A 21024-nucleotide genomic window follows, 5' to 3' on the forward strand; every position below is an offset into this window, starting at 1 on the left:
TTATTCATGACAAATCAGCAAGATTCAGTGTCAGCATTTATTGATCGATGGTGTCCAAAACGGATGAAACCTGAGTCGATGTTTGCTGATCAGCAGCTCGCCAACCCCCACCGAGTGCTTTATATAAATTGATCCTGCTCAGCAGCAAATTCAAATGCGATGACAGTTCGCTCTCGCGCGCACTAAATAACGATCGTTGTGCATCCAGTAGATCCATATAACTATCATTACCTTTTTCATAGCGCACTTTCGCCAGCGTATAATACGTTTGGTTTGCCGCCATATTATTCTGTTGCGCTTGCCACTCTTCCATGTAATAGGTTTGCCCTAGCAGTGCATCAGAGACTTCTTTAAACGCGGTTTCAATCGTCTGTTGATAAGCAACCACTGAACGCTGCTTCTTAATCTTTGCTACATCCAGAGAGGCTTGATTACTGCCCCAGTCGAAGATAGGTAAAGAGATAGACGGTGAAAATTGCCAATATCCCGAATCGGAGTTAAATAACCCCGACAGAGAATTACTGGCGCTGCCCGCGCTTGCGGTTAAACGAATACTCGGGAAAAATGCAGCGCGTGCCGCACCAATATTTGCATTGTCCGCCTTGAGCGCATGCTCAGCAGATAAAATGTCCGGTCGCTTGAGTAACAATTCTGATGAGACACCGACTTGCAACGCTGACAGCATCTGCCCACTTTCCTCTGGCAAACGTCCGTCAATGTATTCCATGATTGGCGCACCAACCAACTGTCGCAACACGTTGTATCCCTTCGCTACTGCCAGTTTGTACTGTGCTTGTGTCGCCTGAGCACTATGCAATGCGGTTTTACTTTGCGCGAGGGTCAAAGCATCACTGTATCCGGCATCATAGCGCGTTTGCACCAATGACAGGGTTTCTTGATATGCGTCGACTGTCTCCGCCGTCAACTTCAGCAACTCTTGATTGGTGAGGAGATTCATGTAAGCACTGGCGACTTCACTGATCAAAGCAATCACCGTACTGCGCCGAATCTCATCCTGAGACAGATAACTTTCAAGTGCCTGATCACTCAGGCTTTGTACCCGACCAAACAGATCCAACTCATAACTTGTCACACCGACTGTTGCCTTATACTGGGAAGAATATGACTTCCCATTGCCCGTATTCGCATCAGAAAAACGTGTTCTCGAACCACTCCCCGAGGCATCCAGCCCCGGATAGCGTTCTGCATCCTGAATTCGGTACGTTGCACGTAAAGAGGCAACATTCAGCAGTGTCGTTTTCAAGTTTTTATTGTTTGCCAGAGCCAGCTCAATCAACGACTGTAACCGCTCATCAGGCATAAAAGTACGCCAGTCAGGCAGCTCGCTTTCTGCCGTCTGACTTGCATCAACACCTTGCCACCCCTGTGTTGAAGGGATCTCAGGCTGGTGATAATCCGGTGCCAGGCTACAGCCACTCAAAACAGCCGCAACCATCAGTGGCAGTAACTTAATTTGCACCTGTTTTATCCTCCACAGCCGAAGTCGCAGAGAGGTCGCCTCTAGGCTTGGTGCGGAATAGTCGCATCACCAAGACAAAGAATACCGGCACAAAGAAAATCGACAGTACAGTGGCAGAGACCATCCCACCAACGACCCCCCAACCAATCGCATTTCGGCTGGCAGCCCCTGCACCACTACTGAGTGCTAACGGTAAAACCCCCAGAATAAATGCGAAAGATGTCATCAGAATCGGACGTAAACGCATCCGACAGGCTTCAACCGTTGCTTTGAACAGATCCATGCCTTCGTCATACTGAGCTTTGGCAAACTCAACGATCAGAATCGCGTTTTTCGCGGATAAACCAATCGTCGTCAACAGGCCAACCTGAAAATAGATATCATTCGCCAACCCTTTTAAAGAGGTTGCTAACACCGCACCAAAAATCCCCAACGGCACAATCAAAATCACCGAGAACGGAACACTCCAGCTTTCATAGAGGGCTGCCAGACAGAGGAACACGATAAGCAAAGAGATGCCATACAGCAACGAGGCTTGAGAGCCGGCCTGTCTTTCCTGATACGAAGAACCACTCCATTCCACATCGATGCCTTTGGGCAACTGTCGAACCAATTTTTCAATCTCAAGCATCGCATCACCCGAACTCTTTCCGGGTGCAGCCGACCCCTGGATATTAACCGCAGGTGAAGCATTAAAACGCTCTAACCGCGGTGAACCATAGGTCCAGTAAGTTTTCGCAAAGGAGTCAAACGGCACCATATCGCCTTCGGCGTTACGTACATGCCAGAGATTGAAATCTTCAGGGTTCATCCGAAACGGTGCATCCGCCTGAACATATACTTTCTTAATCCGTCCGTTATCGACAAAGTCGTTGACATAAGTCGACCCCCATGCCGTAGATAACGTTGAGTTAATATCGCTAACCGCAACGCCCATAGCCATCGCTTTTTCATAATCGATATCGATCCGGAACTGCGCCGTATCTTCCATCCCGTTCGGTCGAACAGACATCAGATTCGGATTCTTTGCTGCCATCCCCAACAATTGGTTACGTGCCTGAATCAGCGCTTCGTGTCCAAGGTTACCGCGGTCAACCAGATATGCATCAAAACCACTGGCTGTCCCTAACGAAATAATCGGAGGCAGGTTAAATGCAAATATTTGCGCTTCTTTAATCTGTCCAAAAGTACCCCATGCACGCCCGATAATCGCTTCGACGGACTGAGAAGGCTCGGTGCGCTCACTCCAGTCCTTCAGTTTGATGAATGCCAGCCCCATATTCTGACCGCGTCCGGCAAAACTAAACCCTGCAACAGTAAAGACCGACTCAACATCATTTTTTTCATCTTGCATAAAATGATTACGGACTTTTTCCATCACACCGAGTGTTCGCTCCTGCGTTGCACCGGCAGGGAGTTTGACCATCACCAAGAAGGCACCCTGATCTTCATCAGGCAGGAAGGAAGTCGGCAACTTATGCCACAAAACACCGAGCCCGCCAACGATTAGCGCATAGATCAACACGTATCTGATCTTCTGGTGGATCCCTTTTTCTACCGTGCCTTTATAACGCACGGTTCCCTGATTAAACAGTCGGTTAAACAGCGCAATCGGGCCACGTTTCGCCTGATGACTGCCCTCCGACAGTGGTTTCAGAATCGTCGCACACAGTGCCGGGGTCAGAATCATCGCCACTAAAACAGACAGCGCCATGGAAGATACGATTGTCAGAGAGAACTGCCGATAAATAGCCCCGGCAGCCCCACCAAAGAAGGCCATCGGAATAAATACCGCACTCAGAACTAAGGCAATTCCGACCAGAGCGCCGGTAATCTGTCCCATCGACTTACGGGTTGCTTCTAAGGGAGATAAACCATCCTCTGCCATTACCCGTTCGACGTTTTCAACCACAACAATTGCGTCATCCACCAGCAGACCAATCGCCAGCACCAAACCAAACATCGTCAGGGTGTTAATTGAAAACCCAAAGACCGCCATGATGCCCATCGTCCCCAATAACACGACTGGCACCGCAATGGTCGGAATCAGGGTCGCACGGAAGTTCTGCAAGAAGAGGTACATGACCAAAAAGACCAATACAACGGCTTCAATCAGGGTATGAACCACCTCTTCAATCGAGATTTTAACGAATGGGGTTGTATCAAACGGATAAACAACTTTCAGAGAGCTGGGGAAGAATGGTTTCAATTCCTCCATCTTGGCACGCACAGCATCCGCGGTATCCAAAGCATTGGCACCCGTGGCAAGCCGAATCGCGATCCCCGTTGATGGCGAACCATTGAACCGAGCAACAGCGGCATAACTTTCACCACCGATTTCAATACGCGCAACATCCTGCAAACGAATTTGAGAACCATCGGTATCCACTTTAAGCAGAATATTTTTAAAGTCGCTGACACTACTCAGACGTCCTTGAGCCGTGATGGTTGCGGTCAGTTGTTGCCCATTGACTGCGGGCGTTCCACCCAGCTCACCGACAGATACCTGCGTATTCTGAGTATTAATAGCACCGAGCACATCACTGGAAGTCAGACTGAACTTGTTCAGTTTATGCGGATCCAGCCAGATTCGCATCGCATGCTGCGCCCCAAAGACTTGGGTTTCACCCACACCTTGAACACGACTAATCGGATCTTTAACATTTGAGGCGATGTAATCCGCGATACTGGTATTGTTCATGCTGCCATCAGATGAAATAAAACCGATCACCATCAAGAAGCTACTGGTTGATTTCGCAACCGTAATCCCTTGGGTCACAACCGACTTAGGCAACGACGATTCAACGGCAGACAATTTATTCTGTACCTGAACCTGAGCGATATCCGGATTCGTCCCCGTTGCAAATGTCAGATTAATAGAAAATGAACCGGACGAATCACTGTTAGAAGACATATACAACAGATTATCGATACCATTCATGTTTTGTTCGATAACCTGCGTGACACTGTTTTCCACGGTTTTAGCAGATGCACCGATATAAACACCAGAGATGCTCACCGCCGGTGGTGCGATTTGTGGATACTGTTCAATCGGTAAAGTTTTGATGGACAGTACACCAGCAAGCATGATCACAATCGCAATCACCCATGCAAAAATTGGTCTGTCGATAAAAAAGCGAACCATATTTTATTGCCCCTGCTCTACCATGTTTGCCGTCACCATTGCTCCCGGACGAATTTTTTGTAATCCGCTCACGATAACTTTTTCTCCGGCTTTCAGACCAGAATCAATCAGCCACTGCGACCCGACAATCCGGTTCGTGGTGATGTGACGGTCTTCGACTTTGTTTTCTGCATTAATCACCATGACGTGAGCCTGACCCTTGTCATCACGCGTGACTGCAGCCTGTGGGACTAAAATCGCTTTTTCACGATATTCTGTCGGTAGCTCAGCTCTCACGAACAGTCCGGGCAGAAGACGTTGATCAGGGTTAGGAAGTAAAGCTCGCAGGTTCACCGTACCGGTGTTCTCATTCACCGTCACATCAGCAAACTGTAAGGTCGCTTCCTGCTCAATTTTCGTCCCGTCATCCAAACTCAGTTTGATACCACTCAGCTTCTTGTCATTGTTGGCCGTTTGTTTTCTCAGTTTCAAAAGTTCATTACTGGATTGAGAAAGATCGACGTACAAGGGATCGAGTTGCTGAATCGTCGCCAAATAGTTGGTCTGATTGGCTGTAACCAACGCCCCTTCGGTCACATTTGACTTCCCTATCCGTCCGGAAATCGGTGCTTTAATATGGGTATAATTTAAATTGATCTGGGCAGATTTCACAGAGGCCTCAGCAGCCATCACTGCGGCAAGCGCTTCACGGTAAGTCGCGCGTGAATCTTCATAATCTTGCTCACTGATCGCACGGCTTTTCACCAGTGTCCGATACCGCTCAGCCTGTAACTTTGATTTTTCTAATGTGGCTTGGGCTGAAGCTAAACTCGCCTTGGCACTATCCAAAGTTGCATCATATGTTGCAGGGTCAATTTGGTATAACACTTCACCTTTTTTGACGATGCTACCTTCAACAAATAAGCGTTTAATAATAATACCAGCAACCTGAGGTCTTACTTCTGCCACCCGATAAGCACTTGTTCGTCCGGGAAGCCGAGCGGTCAACTCGATAGGCTGAGATTGGAGCGCAACAGCATCAACCGCGACAGCCTGTGGTTTTTGTTGGCTGGTTGCTTCAGCCTTAGTGCCATCCGGTTGGCACCCAACTAGCGTAAACACCAACCCGAAGGCGACCAATGACTGGCGATAAAGAGGGAAGGTTTTCGTCATGAATTACTCTCCTAAAACTATGCTACTGGCGCTGAAGTCACATTACTTCAGCGCCTCATTCCTTATTCTGTACATGATTAGGTCATCATTGTGTTCACAGTGACACCGCGAAGAATTTCTACAAACAGACTAATCAGGCAGCATCAATCGTCATGCATATGTATTTGTTATGGCGCTACTTTAATCAGCCGTCACAAATCATACTGTCACAAAATGACAGAGAACTAACTACATTCTAGATATTTAACGGGTTAAAGTGTGGTTAATGATGGCCGCATTTCAAGCAATTGAAGTCATTAATATAATATATTTATCAATGACGACTCAGAATGGGAATTATAGGGTACTAAATAGATTGAATACAGTCATCACGGATACTTATTTGTTATCGGTCGATACAATCATGTCAAAACCCAATCAAAATGATTGGGTTTTCAGGCCGTGAACAACGGATTGGCATCAAGAATGAGCTTTCGCTGTCTGGATATAAATATCTCTGAGCTGCAACGCGATGGGGCCTGGCTGACCATCCCCGACGGGCTGATCATCGATTGCAACAACAGGCCAGACAAACGTGGTTGCCGAACTGATAAATGCTTCTCTGGCCTGCATGGCTTCTTCGATGGTAAATAAACGCTCTTCAACCGTGAGCCCGGTATCTTGAACCAGCTTCATCAAAGCCGCCCGGGTAATTCCATGCAAAATATCATGACTCAGTGGCCGCGTAACCAATGTGCCTTCTTGCGTCACGATATACGCATTGCTGGAGCCCCCCTCAGTGACGTATCCGTCTTCAATCAGCCACACATCATCAGCGCCTGCTGCGTGTGCGGCGTGTTTTGCCAAACACGCTGGCAACAGACTGGTGGTTTTAATATCCCGGCGTTTCCAGCGGATATCTTCAAATGAAATCACTTTAATGCCATGCTTCACTTTCGGGCTATCGACCAATTGCTTGGCCTGAGTAAATAAAACTAATGTCGGTTCAATCGCATCTTGGTATGAAAAATCACGATCCCCTTCATTACCCCGGGTTAATTGCAGATAGATGCCCCCTTCAACCAAATCATTTTTTTCAATCAGCGTCTGCTGAATGGACGTCAGTTGTGCCGCAGTGGCTGGCATTTTAATGCCCAGCTCACGACATGAGCGTTCCAGACGAGCAATATGCCCAGCATTATCAATCAGTTTGCCATCCAACACAGATGTGACTTCATAAACCGCATCGGCAAATAAAAAACCCCGGTCAAAAATTGACACTTTCGCTTCCGATTCAGGAACATACGCTCCATCGACATAAACAATCCGTTCCATAAGTAATTTTTCCTCTATCCCCACAGTTCTGACCCAAAGGGCAACATTTGATTGTTTTCAAACTCAAAACCATGCTCAATATCCTGCCTCAGTAATAACGGCCCATCCAGATCAACAACTTCAGCGCCCTGAGCAACAACAAACGCGGGTGCCATGCTAAGTGAAGAAGACAACATACACCCCACCATAATCTTTAATCCGGCTTCCTGAGCCGCTTGTTTCAATGCCAGTGCTTCGGTCAGCCCACCGGTCTTATCTGTCTTAATATTGACCATGTCATAACGGCCAATCACACCATTCAGGCTCTGTCGGTCATGACAAGATTCATCAGCACAAATCGGTATCGGTCGGGCCAATCCGTCTAAGACGCTATCTTCATCGGCATGAAACGGCTGTTCGATCATCGCGACATTCAACAGCTCTAACTCAGGGATCAATGCTTGATAGGTTGCAACATCCCAAGCTTCATTGGCATCAAGGATAATGGTTGCCTGCGGTGAGCCACGACGAACAGCACGGACACGCTCCAAATCCTCCGGGCCACCCAACTTCAACTTGAGCAGCGGCCTAAAAGCATTCGCGACCGCTGCCTCTTCCATCTTATGAGGCTTATCCAGCGATAAGGTATAAGCGGTTGTCAACGCACAAGGCTCGACCTGAAGCTGTGACCAAATCGAGGTTTGCCCGAGCTTACATTCCAGATCCCACATAGCGCAATCGACTGCATTCCGAGCCGCCCCCGCTGGTAATAAGGGCTGGAGTTGTTGACGGTTAATCCCACATTTGATTTCTGGAAAAACGCCTTCAATCTGTGCGATAACGCTATCAATAGACTCCCCGTAACGGTTATAGGGAACACACTCTCCCCGTCCGATAAAACCATTTTTTTCAATCTCAACCACAATGGTTTCAGCGGAAGTCTTACTCCCGCGAGAAATCGTGAAACTGCCTCGAATCGGCCAGCTTTTCCGATAGAGACGAATGTTCATGAGCACGTCACCAGTTGTTCAACAATCCGACCGACCCCCTGCCGGAAAGGGTCAACCACGGGTAATCCAAGCTGTTCTTCAAGCGCTGCCATATATGACAATGCCGCTTGCTCATCCAGTCCCGACGTGTTGATCGATACCCCGACAAACCGGGCATTCGGGTTGGTTAACCGTGCCGTCGCCAGATTGGCAGCCATACAGACATCAATATCCGGTAAGGCATAGTCCGGTAACCCCCGCATATGCTGACGAGTCGGCTCATGACACAACACCAGCGCATCTGCCTGAGCGCCATGAATCAATCCGGTGGTGACACCGGCAAATGACGCATGGAATAAAGAACCTTGTCCTTCAATGACATCCCAGTGATCGGAAGTGTTGGCGGGAGAGATTGTTTCAATCGCACCAGAGATAAAGTCCGCGACGACGCAGTCAGCACTGACGCCCTCACCTGAAATCAAAATCCCTGTCTGACCGGTTGCCCGAAAATCGGCATTCATCCCTTGGTCGCGCATTTCTTTTTCAATTGCGAGAGATGTATACATTTTCCCGACGGAACAATCGGTTCCCACCGTTAGCAAGCGCTTACCTGTACGTTTTTTACCATTCGCAACCGGATAGGCCTGAGTCGGATAGCGGACATCAAACAAAGCACAACCTTGTTTCTCCGCAGCCGCTACCAAGGTGGGTATATCGGTCAGCTTATTGTGCAATCCCGACGCAATATCCATTCCCGCCTCTAACGCTTCAACCAGTACATTGATCCATTCGTCAGAAATAATACCGCCTCGGTTTGCAACCCCAATCACCAGTGTTTTTGCACCAGCAGCCACAGCATCTGAAATGCTCATATCAGGCAAATCACAATCAGCATTGCAGTTCTCTAAACGAAACTGTCCGACACAATACTCCGGACGCCATGTTTTAATGCCTTGGGCAACCTTGGCAGCTAATGCATCGGCTGCATCACCTAGAAATAACAAATACGGTTTCTTCAGTTCCATCTCGCAATCACTCCATCAAAATCAGCATAACTATAAAATGTTCAATATGGGTCAATCATCATTTACAGAGCAAAATACATGACAACATGAGGGAAAGGAAATCAGCAAGCGCATCATTTTTGCGCGCTAATCGTGAATAATTATTCAAATAAAAACAAATAACAGAATAAAAATTCAATCAACACAAAGAGAGCATATGATAGAAACAGCCATACCAGTGGATTTTTCCAGAGTCTTATTCTAAACCCACAGACTGAATCAGAAAAAAGCACGGTCTACATCCCTTTTTCAAATTTATATAATTTTACAGAAGCAACCATTATTCAGTGATTCAAACTACACCGCCAAACCAGACAAAACCTTACAGATATGTGATTATAATCACTAAATTAATGATAAATTATGTATATCGCGCCAGCCTCCGCTGCTAGTAATGCCCAATAAAAGTGCATATTGCACATTTTTAGTGCTAAATTTTGAAATTATTCTGGTCAAAACCGTTTTTTAAAATCGGAATCATATGATGCTCACTCATGAATCGAATTCAATTACTCATTCCATACTCAGGTTATGCCTTGAAATTTAAAACCATAAAAAACAATATTTACAGCATAAAATGAAAGGTCGTATCATAACAAATCTGTCGTTAACAACATTTCTCGGGCACAGTCTGCACAGATGTGGTTTTCTCATCCAATACACAACCCGCAAGACTTCCGTCGTCTCAGCGCTCTGGCCTGTATATTGCTTCTTCTGCTTTGCTGCTTGGATATGATGGTCGTCAATGGAAATTGCACAGCTCTCATCCGCTGATGACATACTCGTGAAGTGACGCGATAGGATGCGTATGATAAATATGTAAATGATTAATATATGCATTGCTCAAGCAGGCAATATACACTGCTGTAACCAAAAATTAACTCTCTATGTTTGCTCAAATCAGGAACGATTATGATTACTGCTGAAGCGGTTATTGATTTAAATGCATTAAGGAATAACTTCACCTTATTAAAATCCCACTGTGATAGTGACACCAAAATGATTGCGGTTTTAAAAGGTGATGCTTACGGGCACAACGCCATCCAAGTCGCGCGTGCACTACCACATGCTGATATGTTTGCTGTCTCTCGAATTGAAGAAGCGATTGAATTACGTTCAGCAGATATTCTTCAACCTATCTTATTATTGGAAGGCTGTTTCTGCCCGGAGGATCTCCAGTTGGCTGCACAGCTCAATTTTCACACCACGATCCACTGTATTGAGCAACTACAAGATTTCGAGCAAACCCCACTGACGCAACATACCTCAGTTTGGTTAAAATTAGATACGGGGATGCACCGTCTCGGTGTTCAGGCCGATGAGATCAGCACTTACATCACTCGCTTGAAAAAGAGCGGTAAAGTTGCTGGTGATGTCGGATTTATCAGCCATTTCAGTTGTGCTGATGACCTGAACTCGCACGCAACACGGGCTCAGCTTGAACATTTTCAGACTCATACGCAACCATACCCGGGGATGAAAACACTGGCTAATTCAGCCGGAATTCTATTCTGGCCCGAGGCTCACTTTGACGCAGTTCGTGCCGGGATTGCCTTGTATGGCATTGCTCCCAGTATTGATGAAGTCGGTCAACAACGTGATTTAGCACCAGTGATGACACTACAGTCCAAGTTAATTGCCGTGCGCCAGCATCAGGCAAACCAACCCGTCGGCTATGGTGAAAACTGGACATCTGATCGAGACACTTATATCGGTGTGGTTGCAATGGGCTATGGTGACGGATATCCGAGATCGGCTCCGAACGGTACGCCCGTCTATATTAATGGACGTATTGTGCCGATTTCCGGCCGGATATCCATGGATATGATCACCGTCGATCTGGGGGCAAACGCAACCGATCAGGTTGGAGACTCCGTTGAACTTTGGGGAAAACATGTACCGGTCGAGCAAGTTGCCAAATTAGTCGGAACCATTCCATATGAACTGGTGATTCAGTTAACGCGACGTGTTGCCAGAACCTTTATCAATGAATAAGAATCACGACATTGCCAGTTACATCGACTGAACAACAGTTGACGACTGCAATGTCTGGTGAATCTTCGCTGCAAACTCAAGTGCATGGGCACCATCACCATGAATACAGATGGTATCGGCTTGAATCTCAACCCACTGCCCGTCGGTCGCCTGAACTTTACCTTGGCAGACCATATCAAGCACCTGATTCAAAGCTGCATCGTCATGATGAATCAAAGCATCGGGTCGGTCACGAGGCGTTAACGTCCCGTCAGACTGGTAAGTGCGATCTGCGAAAACTTCATGCGCCACACGCAACCCTTCACTTTCTCCGGCGCAGATCAGTGCACTGCCGGATAATCCATACAATACCAACGTTGGATCAATATCTTTCACAGCCCGGGCAATCGCGCCTGCCAGTAACGCATCCTGAGCGGCCATATTATATAACGCCCCATGCGGTTTCACATGATGCAAACGCCCACCGGCAGCACGCACAAAACCATGTAACGCGCCAATCTGGTAAACCACCATGTCATAGGCTTCCTGAGGCGTAATTGCCATGATCCGACGACCAAATCCGGCGAGGTCAGGTAGTCCCGGATGTGCCCCAATGGATAAACGTTTCTCTAGTGCATGTCTGACTGTCTCGCGCATGACACTCGGATCACCGGCATGAAAGCCACAGGCAATATTCACCGAGCTGACAAAATCCATCAATGCGACGTCATTGCCGAGTGAATACACACCAAAGCTTTCTCCCATATCACAATTCAGATCAACGCTGTTCATATTGTCCTCACGGCTTAACTCGGTTTGATAACTAGACGCTTGGTATTCCCGTTCAGCGGGCGTTCAGTGCCAGTGTCACACGTTGTAAATAACGCGCCTGAACATCGGCAGCCTCCCGTGCCTTAGCCAAAGAGACCGGCTGAAAATACACCGACTCACCCGGGCGCAGTTGACCTAAACGCCACAAATCACTGTCAATCACGACAGCCATTCTCGGGTATCCCCCACTGGTCTGCCCTTCTGCTGCCAGAATAATCGGTTGCCCATCCGGAGGCAATTGAATCACCCCGGGGAAAACCGCATGAGACAAGAGTTGAACCTCAGATTGCCCCTCAATCGGTGCACCTTCAAGCCGGAATCCCATTCGATTACTCTGAGGACTCACTTGCCACGCGGTGGTGAAAAACTGTGCTTGAGCACGGGGAGTATAGTGTCTAAATTCAGGGCCGGGACAGACACGAATGATGGGATCAGAGATCGGCAATAAAAGGCCTACACGCTGATCGGCCACCCTATCATCTACAGCGTAGCTGTCTCCGACAGACAGCAGATCACCTTTGCGCAATGGCCGACCATCCATGCCGCCGAAACCAGCCTGTAAATCAGTTGCAGCCGACCCCATCACCAGCGGCACATCAATCCCGCCTTGAATCGCCAGATAAGTACACAATCCCCGCTTAGACATTTTGAGCTGTAAACACTGTCCGGCATGGGCACCGTAGCGCCATCCGGGATAAACAGGCTCATCATCTAGCCGGGCAAAACAATCGGCACCAGTCAGCGCAAAACAAACATCGCTTTGAAAGAGAAACGCACTGGCCCCGTACATGATTTCCAACCCGGCGGTATTGTCGGGATTACCGACCAGTCGATTGGCAATCGTCAACGCCAGAGTATCGAGCGCACCCGCGCGGGATACGCCTTGATGACGGAATCTCTCACGCCCCAAATCCTGCACACTCACCAATGGTCCGGTTTGTCGTACTTCAATCATCATCGACCTCCGCAACCGTGAATGTGACCCGATCCCCCGGTAACCAGAAAGAAGGTTGTGCGCGTTGTGGGTCAAACAAAACGACATCCGTGCGTCCAATGACTTGCCAGCCTCCGGGAGAGGCATTGGGATAAACACCGGTCTGAGCACCACCAATTGCGACGGATCCTGCTGGAATTTTTGTCCGGGGAGAAGCATGTCGGGGTGTATGCAGTGCTTCAGGCAGACCACCCAGGTAAGCAAACCCCGGTTGAAAGCCTAAAAAATAAACACGATATTCAGCCTCGGTATAAAGACGAATCACCGCTTCAATACTCAATCCGGCATGCGCTGCAACATGAGCCAAATCAGGACCGGCTTCTCCACCGAATGTCACAGCAATCTCCAGTTGCCGTCCATCGGTCAATATCATGGCATCGGCCGCCCAATAGTGATCGAACAACTCACAAACATGGTCATATTCATCTGACTCGTTGTCGATGAGACTGGGCTGAACCCGAACCGTCAGATTATTCATACCAGGGACAACATCGACCATTTCAGGTCTGGTTCTAAGCTGTTCCGCAATAGCCCAGATTTTCTGTTGCTGAGATAATGTCACCGGTTCCGGTGCCTGAAGCACATAACTGTGCTCTCCTAACTGATATATGTCAGGCATCTGCCCGGATGCTCTCACTAGAAACGCCCTCCATGTTAGTGATGTCAAACAGGACAGAATCGACACGATGCCCCCCCAAACCAAGGCATTGCATTGATATATTGGTCTGGTTTTGGGGATGTTGAACTTAAATAATGTTTCTGACCGAGTGGCGATGAATAAAGGCTTTAACCTCTTCAATCGGCATTGGTCTGGCGTAATACCATCCCTGTCCAATCACCGCGATATCCCGTTTGCGCAGATATTCAACTTGTTCGAGGGTTTCAATCCCCTCCAACACAATCGCGACATTCTCAAATCCTTCCAGCAGATCTAACATCATGTTCACGGTTCGTCCAGCAATCGTGTCAGTCCCCAGTGCACTGGTAAACATGCGATCAATCTTGATCTCATCCGTATAAATATCACTCAGCCACGACAAATTCGAGTATCCCGTCCCAAAATCATCAAGCGATACACGGAAATGACGCAGCCGGAGCGCATCACACACGGAAACAACATCCTGACAACCAAAAGATGACCGTTCGGTGATTTCAAACATAATCTGATTGACATTGACTGAATATTTTTTCACCAGCTCAGTCACGCGCTCAATGAAAGGCTCGTTCAGGTACTCATCCACGGCCAAGTTGATACTCAACGTGTATTCCGGATACTTTTGTAAAACTCGCGCCATATCTTGAATCGACTGCTCGATAACAAATAGTGTCAACTGTCGAATCTGCTTCGTCTGTTCCGCCAATGGAATAAAGACTTCAGGGCTGATGGTTCCCAGTAAAGGGTCGTACCAACGACACAACACTTCAAACCCTTGAATGCGTTCATCTTTCAGCACAAATTTAGGTTGATACACCAACGAGAGTTGCCGATGAGCAATTGCCTTACGCAAACGACTTTTCAACTGTTTTCCCCGAGAAACGGGGACTCCCCAGACTTTATAACTGAGTAAGATAAATAAGATAACAATGGCAAAAGCAACCAGAATAGGACCATTCAAAACATGATAGAGAAAAGGATTGTTATCTCTGACCAACACACAAAGTGACGGTTGATGACTACACTGTTTTTCAATCAACAAGTGAGACAAACGTTCGTCTGGTTTAATTTCTGACAACGTGGTATCGCCCAATTGTTCAAACATATGCTCCAAGTTTGAGCTGCGGATTTCAACGGTGTAATTGGTGGAAATTTCAAACCCCTCAAAGGCTCGCGGGGCGGTCATCGCAATCACATTATCGCGAAAAGTCAGATCAATCGGAACACGATGCGGTAATGATTCAAATGGGTAATTTTTGACAAAAGAATAGCCATTTGACATATATTGAGCTTCAGGTAAGTGCAGCGGTTTCGTTAATTTTTTGAGTGTCAGGCACTGGATCATCCCCCCCTCTATCCGGCCAATATCAGCAATAAAGTGGTTGATATGCAGAATATCCTGCATCAAATGTTCGTCTTCCAGACTACATGGCACTGTATCACTGTCTGCCAGTAACTGTATCGCTTGACCCAGTTGCGTTGCAATTTGGTTGGCATGACTGAGAGTAAGATAAGCAACATTTTTCATCTCTTCACGATGAAATGTCGTCATCATCATTTGCGCAAAAATGCCAAGAAAGAGGATCGTAAGAAAAATCAGTTGTACCGGTTGTTTCAAAGCTAAAACATATGATCTGATTTTACTTGTCCTATATAGCTTATCGGATGAATGCTCTACCATATAAAATCCTAGTTTACGACTTCCGTACTTAGGTAATACCAACCGAGTAACCCCCCGACGCTACACTATTATCATGCTGATTATTTTTGTTCTTAATGACAGTTTAGTTCACAAAATTCAATACGACACATCACGGATCATCATGAGATGATTGGAAATTATTATGCAATTCTATACTAAAAGTGTTCATTATTTGAATCAAATACACAAAGAAACTGAGAGATCTCTCAGTTTCTTTACCTAGTGCATGCTCTCTTTCTATCAGAGTACGTCCACATCATTGATAGTGGCATCGGCTACACCGAGCTCGAAATTGGCTATCCATCACTGAAAAACGGTCGACATTGATTTCAGAAGTAATCATGGACAAACATTAATTGACATATGTCAATGAGCTGATTTATAGTCACTATCACTCGCAACAAATCACAGAAATTGCCTTATATCTGTTGTTAGCATTCAACAGACACAATGACATATATCAATCTACTTGTAGCGCAAGGAGCACTCATGAATATTACCAATGTCGCATTTATAGGCTTAGGCGTGATGGGCTACCCTATGGCGGGTTATCTTGCCAAGGCAGGCTATCAGACTCACGTCTATAATCGAACGTCTACGAAAGCGGAAGCTTGGGAGCAAGACTATTCCGGTAAATCTTATTCAACACCTAAACGGGCGGCTGAAGGCTGTGACGTTATTTTTCTCTGTGTCGGCAACGATCAGGATGTCCGCAGCGTGATGTATGGCGATGACGGGATAATTGCCGGTGCAAAACCGGGCGCGATTATCGTCGATCACACCACCACCTCAGCCGAACTTGCACTAGAGTTAGCTCAGGCGTGTCAGGAAAACGGTATCTCATTTATTGATGCTCCCGTATCCGGCGGACAAGCTGGTGCTGAGAATGGTACGCTCACAATCATGTGTGGGGGTGAAGCAGATGTATTCAGCCAGATCCAGCCCGTCATTGCCAACTATGCCAAACAAGCCGAGTTACTGGGTACGCACGGACAGGGTCAACGCTGTAAGATGGTCAACCAAATATGTATTGCAGGCGTGCTACAAGGATTAAGTGAAGCATTACAACTGGCACAAGCTGCTGATCTGGATATTGAACAAGTGGTCAATGTGATCAAACACGGTGCTGCTGGCTCTTGGCAGATGGAAAACCGGGCTGTGACAATGTCACAAAATAAGTTTGATTTCGGTTTTGCTATCGACTGGATGAGAAAAGATTTAGGTTTCTGCCTGAATGAAGCAGCCCGTCACCAAATAGATCTCCCGATGACACAAGAGGTCGATGCCATGTACGCAACACTTCAGGATCAGGGTCTGGGGCGGATGGATACTTCCGTGTTAATCAAAGCCTACGATAAAGCATCAATATAAATTTCAATCATCGGCACAGTTGATCAATAATACAACGCTCAGGCCAAAGTAACACTGCTTTGGCCTGAATGGCATCATCGTCAATAAATGACCATTTCAAGACATACAAACACAACACCTTGATTGAAGCATCAATATCAACGATTTAAACTTCACACTGACACTCAATGAGGCCTTTCCCTCCTCAAACTGAATACCTGCCTGTAAGTTTCAACCATATAAAAATAAAAAAACAGTCATTTACTCTATTTTATTACAGATTTGAAATATAATTTCACTTTTAAAACAAAATTTATCAATGCCATTACCAAATATAATAAAAACAAAGACCATGAAATATTTCAGGAATAATTTAAAACAATGACTCATTTCAAAAAAATTAAGCACTGAAATCATCCTACCCAACTACTACTAGCAAAGCCAATTAAATAAAACTATAAAAATCAATCATGTAAGTGAAAAGATAGCGCATTAATATTAAACTAGCTCATAAATAACTGGCATTATTGAACGCATAAAACACATCTTTAATATAGCGCATGACATCTTATTTATCACTTAATAAATATCTCCGATATATTTATTAAAATCTCAAATAAAAACATGCCATACAGTAATTCATGATGATAGGCATATAAATTATAATCTTATTTTTTTCGATAAAAATAACAATTCGATAATTAATCCAAAAAATAACACAATCAAATTTTGACAGGTCATTGATCAGCCACTAATGGTTAATATGCTTGATGATCTTATTTGAATTCAATTTATTTTCAGTTTTCTACTGATGACTTTATAGCTATCAATTTGTCACAAATGATAAGCAAATAAATCATCTCAGGAATTTATCTAAACTTATGGCGTCAGGGGGTAGATAGGCACTCATTTATGGATAGCAACAGATCATTTTCAGCAATAACAATAAATATTTTAAAATAATTCATAGGAGTAACAAATGAGAAAACAGCAAGTTTTCAAAAATATCAGATGTAAGAAACAAACTCTAAGTCTTGGTATCAGTCTGGCTTTAGCCGCTTTATCCGGTTCTGCATATGCAGAATGTACCTATGAAGTTCAGAGTGATTGGGGCTCAGGTTTCGTGGTGAACGTCACTGTAAAGAATGATACATCCAGCGCTGTATCAGCGTGGAATGTCGGCTGGGAGTACACTCAAGGGGCAAAAATAACCAATAGTTGGAACACTGTCCTGTCAGGCAGTAACCCATATACAGCAAAAAATACGGCTTCAAACGGTAACTTACAACCTGGCTCTAGCACCTCGTTCGGCTTTCAAGGCACTGGTACGTCTGAAGTCCCAACGCTGACCGGTTCACTATGTGGTGATGGTGGCGATCCAGGTGACCCCGGCGACCCAGGCGACCCAGGTGACCCAGGTGACCCAGGTGACCCAGGCGAAGGCAACCAAGTCGTCTTCCGTGTCAATGAAGATGGTCACATCACTAAAGATGATGTCGTCAAACCGGTTCGCTGTGGCTCATGGTTCGGTCTGGAAGGTCGTCACGAACAGGCAAACGACGCTACCAACCCTAGCGGCGCACCGATGGAACTCTATATGGGTAACACATTCTGGGCGAACAATAGTCAAGGAACAGGCCGGACGATCCAACAAACTATGGATGAAATCAAAGCGAAAGGGATCAACCTGATTCGTCTGCCGATTGCACCACAAACACTCGATCCGGATGACCCGCAAGGTCAGCCTCGTGTCTTTAAAAACCACCCATCTGTACGTGCAACCAGTGCACGTCAGGCGCTTGAAGACTTCATCAAGCTTGCTGATAAAAATGATCTCGATATCCTGCTCGATATTCACTCATGCTCGAATTATCTCGGCTGGCGTGCCGGACGTTTGGATGCAACCCCACCTTACTCAGATGCCAATCGTGATAACTACCCTTACAAACGTGAAGACTACGCCTGTGGTACAGATGTCGGCCCCGGTGTCACTGTTCAGGAATACAACGAACAGAAATGGCTGGAAGACCTCCGTCAACTGGCGCGTTTCGCAGACGAGCTGAAAGTAAACAACATTCTCGGTATCGATATCTTCAACGAACCATGGGATTACACTTGGACAGACTGGAAAACATTGGCTGAGCATGCATACGAAGCCATCAACGAAGAAAACAAAAATGTGTTGATCTGGGTTGAAGGGATCAGTGGCGGCACATCAGACGGCGCATCAAGCCCTCATGGTGATGAAGCAACCAATCCTAACTGGGGTGAAAACTTCTTCTCAATGGCGACAAGCCCACTGGACATTCCAAAAGATCGTTTAGTGCTGTCACCACATACTTACGGACCTTCCGTTTCTGTACAGAAACAGTTTATGGATCCTGCCCAACCAGAATGTGCTGGTTTGTCTGAAGAAGAAGCAGCCAAAGCCAAATGTAACATTGTGATTAACCCTGAACTACTCAGAGAAGGTTGGGAAGAACACTTCGGTTACCTTAAAGATGAAGGCTATGCCATTGTGATCGGTGAATTCGGTGGTCACTATGACTGGCCGGAATCTGGCGCAGTTCGTATCCAAGACATGTGGGGTTACCTCCCTCGTTCTGATTACGATAAAAAATGGCAAAATGCACTGGTTGACTACATGTCAGACAAAAACATCGAAGGCTGCTACTGGAGTATCAACCCAGAATCAGACGACACCGGTGGTTTATATTCACACGCCTATGATGCACGGACCAACACATCTGGCTGGGGTGAATGGACTGGCTTCGAAACTGAGAAATGGGACATGTTACAACGGTTGTGGGATTCAAACACCGTTAAGTAATAGTTGATAATTGACCTCTCATGATCGTGAAAGGAGTTTCGATGAGAACACTCTACATTATATTTCTTGCGGGCGTCACGCTCGCAGGAACTGTACAGGCAAGCGTCAAGAATGGTGTTTATACAATTCAGTCAAAAGTCAGTGGTAAGTTAGTCGAAGTCGCAAATGCTGACAAAAGTAATGGCGCTAATATTAGTCAATGGCCGGATAACGGCCATAACACACAACGTTGGCTCATTACGCAACGCGATGATGGCTATTACTCCATCATTAACCTTAACAGTGCGAAAGCAATGGAAGTCTATAACGCTGGTAAGGCAAATGGCGACAATGTCTCACAATGGCAGTATTGGGGTGGTGATACCCAAAAGTGGGATATTCGGGATCTGAATAATAACTACCATGTGCTGGTGAATAAAAACAGCGGTAAAGCGCTGGATTTATGGGACTGGGACACATCTGACGGTGCCAATCTTGATCAGTGGGAGGTCAATAATCTCGATGTTCAGCAATTTCGCTTAAGTTTAATCAAAGCCTCTGGTGGTAAGCCGGTGGATACCTCATCCACCAATGGCAGAACCAATCATTGGCCACTCAGCGGTAACTTAGGCACACACGATCCAACGATTGCCTATGAAAACGGAACTTGGTGGGAATATCAGACTGGTAAAGGTATCTATGGCAAAGTCAGTTATAACGGCTTGGACTGGAATCCGCTGCCATCTGTTTTCCCCAATGGCTTACGTTGGTGGTACACCTATGTTCCCGGCTTGAAAAACGATGACGTATGGGCGCCGGATGTGAAGCATTATAACGGCCGGGTATGGCTCTACTATGCTGTTTCAACATTTGGCTCCCGCGTATCAGCGATTGGTTTGGCTTCGGCTTCAAGTTTAGCCTCCGGAGACTGGCAAGATCACGGGATGGTGATTCATACCACTGCTGCCAATAACTACAATGCCATTGATCCTGACTTAGTGATTGATAAAGACGGTGATCCGTGGCTGACATTTGGTTCTTTTGGCTCGGGTATCAAGCTCGTCCGCCTCAACCCCATCACCATGAAACCGATGGGTGATGTATTGAGTCTGGCAAGTCGTTCCGGTGGGATTGAAGCCCCCAGCATTGTGTATCGTCGCGGTTACTATTATCTGTTTGTATCCACGGGTATCTGTTGTCGTGGCGTCGACAGTACCTACCAGATCCGTTATGGCCGGGCGACCGATATTACGGGTCCGTATCTGGATAAAAGTGGAAAAAATATGATGAATGGTGGCGGGACTTTACTTGATAAAGGCAGCAACAGATGGATTGGCCCCGGTGGTCAGGACATTGCCAACACCGATGTGATCGTCCGTCATAGCTATGATGCGACTGATGGCGGTAATAGTAAGCTGCTGATTAGCACACTCAACTGGGATAGCAACGGCTGGCCGAGATATTAAGTTAAGCCAGCATATCACTCAACACGGGTCACTTTCATGAGTGGCCCGTTCTTTTTCAACGCCTTCCGCTGCATCACCCACTCCTGTCTCAAAGCACAAATCGATAAAACATCTCATTTC

General features: G+C 46.4%; 14 protein-coding genes. 4 read left to right on the plus strand and 10 right to left on the minus strand.

Going from position 1 to position 21024, the window contains the following annotated elements:
* Positions 1–37: 37 nt before the first annotated feature.
* The 6 genes from BSQ33_RS02960 to dgcN form a co-directional block, all read right to left on the minus strand.
* Positions 38–1480 carry an efflux transporter outer membrane subunit gene (locus tag BSQ33_RS02960; RefSeq protein WP_021018956.1) on the minus strand — a complete coding sequence of 481 codons (1443 nt, stop codon included), beginning with the start codon at positions 1478–1480 and terminating at the stop codon, positions 38–40.
* Positions 1470–4625: an efflux RND transporter permease subunit gene (locus BSQ33_RS02965; protein ID WP_088133215.1), complete on the minus strand. Its 3156-nt coding sequence runs from the start codon at positions 4623–4625 to the stop codon at positions 1470–1472. The genes BSQ33_RS02960 and BSQ33_RS02965 overlap by 11 nt, the downstream gene beginning before the upstream one ends.
* A 3-nt stretch (positions 4626–4628) precedes the next feature.
* Positions 4629–5777 (minus strand): efflux RND transporter periplasmic adaptor subunit, encoded by a 1149-nt coding sequence (locus BSQ33_RS02970; RefSeq protein ID WP_021018954.1) that lies wholly within the window; start codon positions 5775–5777, stop codon positions 4629–4631.
* 459 nt (positions 5778–6236) lie between these two features.
* Entirely contained in the window at positions 6237–7091 is an 855-nt protein-coding gene (locus BSQ33_RS02975; protein ID WP_088133216.1) for a D-amino-acid transaminase, read from the minus strand.
* Between the two features lie 14 nt (positions 7092–7105).
* Positions 7106–8080, minus strand: a complete 975-nt coding sequence (dgcA, locus tag BSQ33_RS02980; RefSeq protein ID WP_088133217.1) for an N-acetyl-D-Glu racemase DgcA — start codon at positions 8078–8080, stop codon at positions 7106–7108.
* Entirely contained in the window at positions 8077–9084 is a 1008-nt protein-coding gene (dgcN, locus tag BSQ33_RS02985; protein WP_088133218.1) for an N-acetyltransferase DgcN, read from the minus strand. The genes dgcA and dgcN overlap by 4 nt, the downstream gene beginning before the upstream one ends.
* Positions 9085–10035: 951 nt before the next feature.
* Between dgcN and alr the strand changes: the two genes are divergently transcribed.
* Positions 10036–11118, plus strand: coding sequence for an alanine racemase (gene alr / locus BSQ33_RS02990; RefSeq protein ID WP_021018950.1), 1083 nt, complete (start codon positions 10036–10038; stop codon positions 11116–11118).
* 18 nt (positions 11119–11136) lie between these two features.
* Here alr and BSQ33_RS02995 read toward each other — a convergent pair whose 3' ends face one another.
* From BSQ33_RS02995 to BSQ33_RS03010, 4 genes are all read right to left on the minus strand, one after another.
* On the minus strand, positions 11137–11889 hold the full coding sequence (locus tag BSQ33_RS02995; RefSeq protein ID WP_021018949.1) for a LamB/YcsF family protein: 753 nt from the start codon (positions 11887–11889) through the stop codon (positions 11137–11139).
* A 52-nt stretch (positions 11890–11941) separates the two neighbouring features.
* A complete protein-coding gene (locus BSQ33_RS03000; protein ID WP_198298139.1) occupies positions 11942–12886 on the minus strand; it encodes a biotin-dependent carboxyltransferase family protein in 945 nt (314 codons plus the stop codon).
* Complete coding sequence (gene pxpB / locus BSQ33_RS03005; RefSeq protein WP_088133220.1) at positions 12876–13541, minus strand: 5-oxoprolinase subunit PxpB; 666 nt, start codon at positions 13539–13541, stop codon at positions 12876–12878. The genes BSQ33_RS03000 and pxpB overlap by 11 nt, the downstream gene beginning before the upstream one ends.
* A gap of 127 nt (positions 13542–13668) precedes the next feature.
* The gene (locus tag BSQ33_RS03010; RefSeq protein ID WP_198298140.1) at positions 13669–15195 is read right to left on the minus strand and encodes an EAL domain-containing protein; all 1527 of its coding nucleotides are present in this window, start codon (positions 15193–15195) and stop codon (positions 13669–13671) included.
* A 573-nt stretch (positions 15196–15768) separates the two neighbouring features.
* On the opposite strand from BSQ33_RS03010, the gene BSQ33_RS03015 reads away from it, so the two are divergent.
* From BSQ33_RS03015 to BSQ33_RS22105, 3 genes are all read left to right on the plus strand, one after another.
* Entirely contained in the window at positions 15769–16650 is an 882-nt protein-coding gene (locus BSQ33_RS03015; RefSeq protein WP_021018945.1) for an NAD(P)-dependent oxidoreductase, read from the plus strand.
* Positions 16651–17608: 958 nt separating this feature from the next.
* Positions 17609–19459 carry a cellulase family glycosylhydrolase gene (locus tag BSQ33_RS03020; protein WP_088133222.1) on the plus strand — a complete coding sequence of 617 codons (1851 nt, stop codon included), beginning with the start codon at positions 17609–17611 and terminating at the stop codon, positions 19457–19459.
* 41 nt (positions 19460–19500) lie between these two features.
* A complete protein-coding gene (locus BSQ33_RS22105) occupies positions 19501–20904 on the plus strand; it encodes an RICIN domain-containing protein (RefSeq protein WP_088133223.1) in 1404 nt (467 codons plus the stop codon).
* The last annotated feature ends 120 nt before the right edge of the window (positions 20905–21024 follow it).

Origin of the sequence: Vibrio gazogenes (assembly GCF_002196515.1) — a bacterium.
GTDB lineage: Bacteria > Pseudomonadota > Gammaproteobacteria > Enterobacterales > Vibrionaceae > Vibrio > Vibrio gazogenes_A.

Excerpts from the sequence above, each read along its gene's own strand:
- BSQ33_RS02995 (WP_021018949.1), bottom strand. The coding sequence starts at position 11,889 with ATGAACAGCGTTGATCTGAATTGTGATATGGGAGAAAGCTTTGGTGTG.
- BSQ33_RS02970 (WP_021018954.1), bottom strand. The coding sequence starts at position 5,777 with ATGACGAAAACCTTCCCTCTTTATCGCCAGTCATTGGTCGCCTTCGGG.
- BSQ33_RS02965 (WP_088133215.1), bottom strand. The coding sequence starts at position 4,625 with ATGGTTCGCTTTTTTATCGACAGACCAATTTTTGCATGGGTGATTGCG.
- pxpB (WP_088133220.1), bottom strand. The coding sequence starts at position 13,541 with ATGCCTGACATATATCAGTTAGGAGAGCACAGTTATGTGCTTCAGGCA.
- dgcN (WP_088133218.1), bottom strand. The coding sequence starts at position 9,084 with ATGGAACTGAAGAAACCGTATTTGTTATTTCTAGGTGATGCAGCCGAT.
- alr (WP_021018950.1), top strand. The coding sequence starts at position 10,036 with ATGATTACTGCTGAAGCGGTTATTGATTTAAATGCATTAAGGAATAAC.
- BSQ33_RS03015 (WP_021018945.1), top strand. The coding sequence starts at position 15,769 with ATGAATATTACCAATGTCGCATTTATAGGCTTAGGCGTGATGGGCTAC.
- BSQ33_RS03020 (WP_088133222.1), top strand. The coding sequence starts at position 17,609 with ATGAGAAAACAGCAAGTTTTCAAAAATATCAGATGTAAGAAACAAACT.
- BSQ33_RS22105 (WP_088133223.1), top strand. The coding sequence starts at position 19,501 with ATGAGAACACTCTACATTATATTTCTTGCGGGCGTCACGCTCGCAGGA.
- BSQ33_RS02975 (WP_088133216.1), bottom strand. The coding sequence starts at position 7,091 with ATGGAACGGATTGTTTATGTCGATGGAGCGTATGTTCCTGAATCGGAA.
- BSQ33_RS03000 (WP_198298139.1), bottom strand. The coding sequence starts at position 12,886 with ATGATGATTGAAGTACGACAAACCGGACCATTGGTGAGTGTGCAGGAT.
- dgcA (WP_088133217.1), bottom strand. The coding sequence starts at position 8,080 with ATGAACATTCGTCTCTATCGGAAAAGCTGGCCGATTCGAGGCAGTTTC.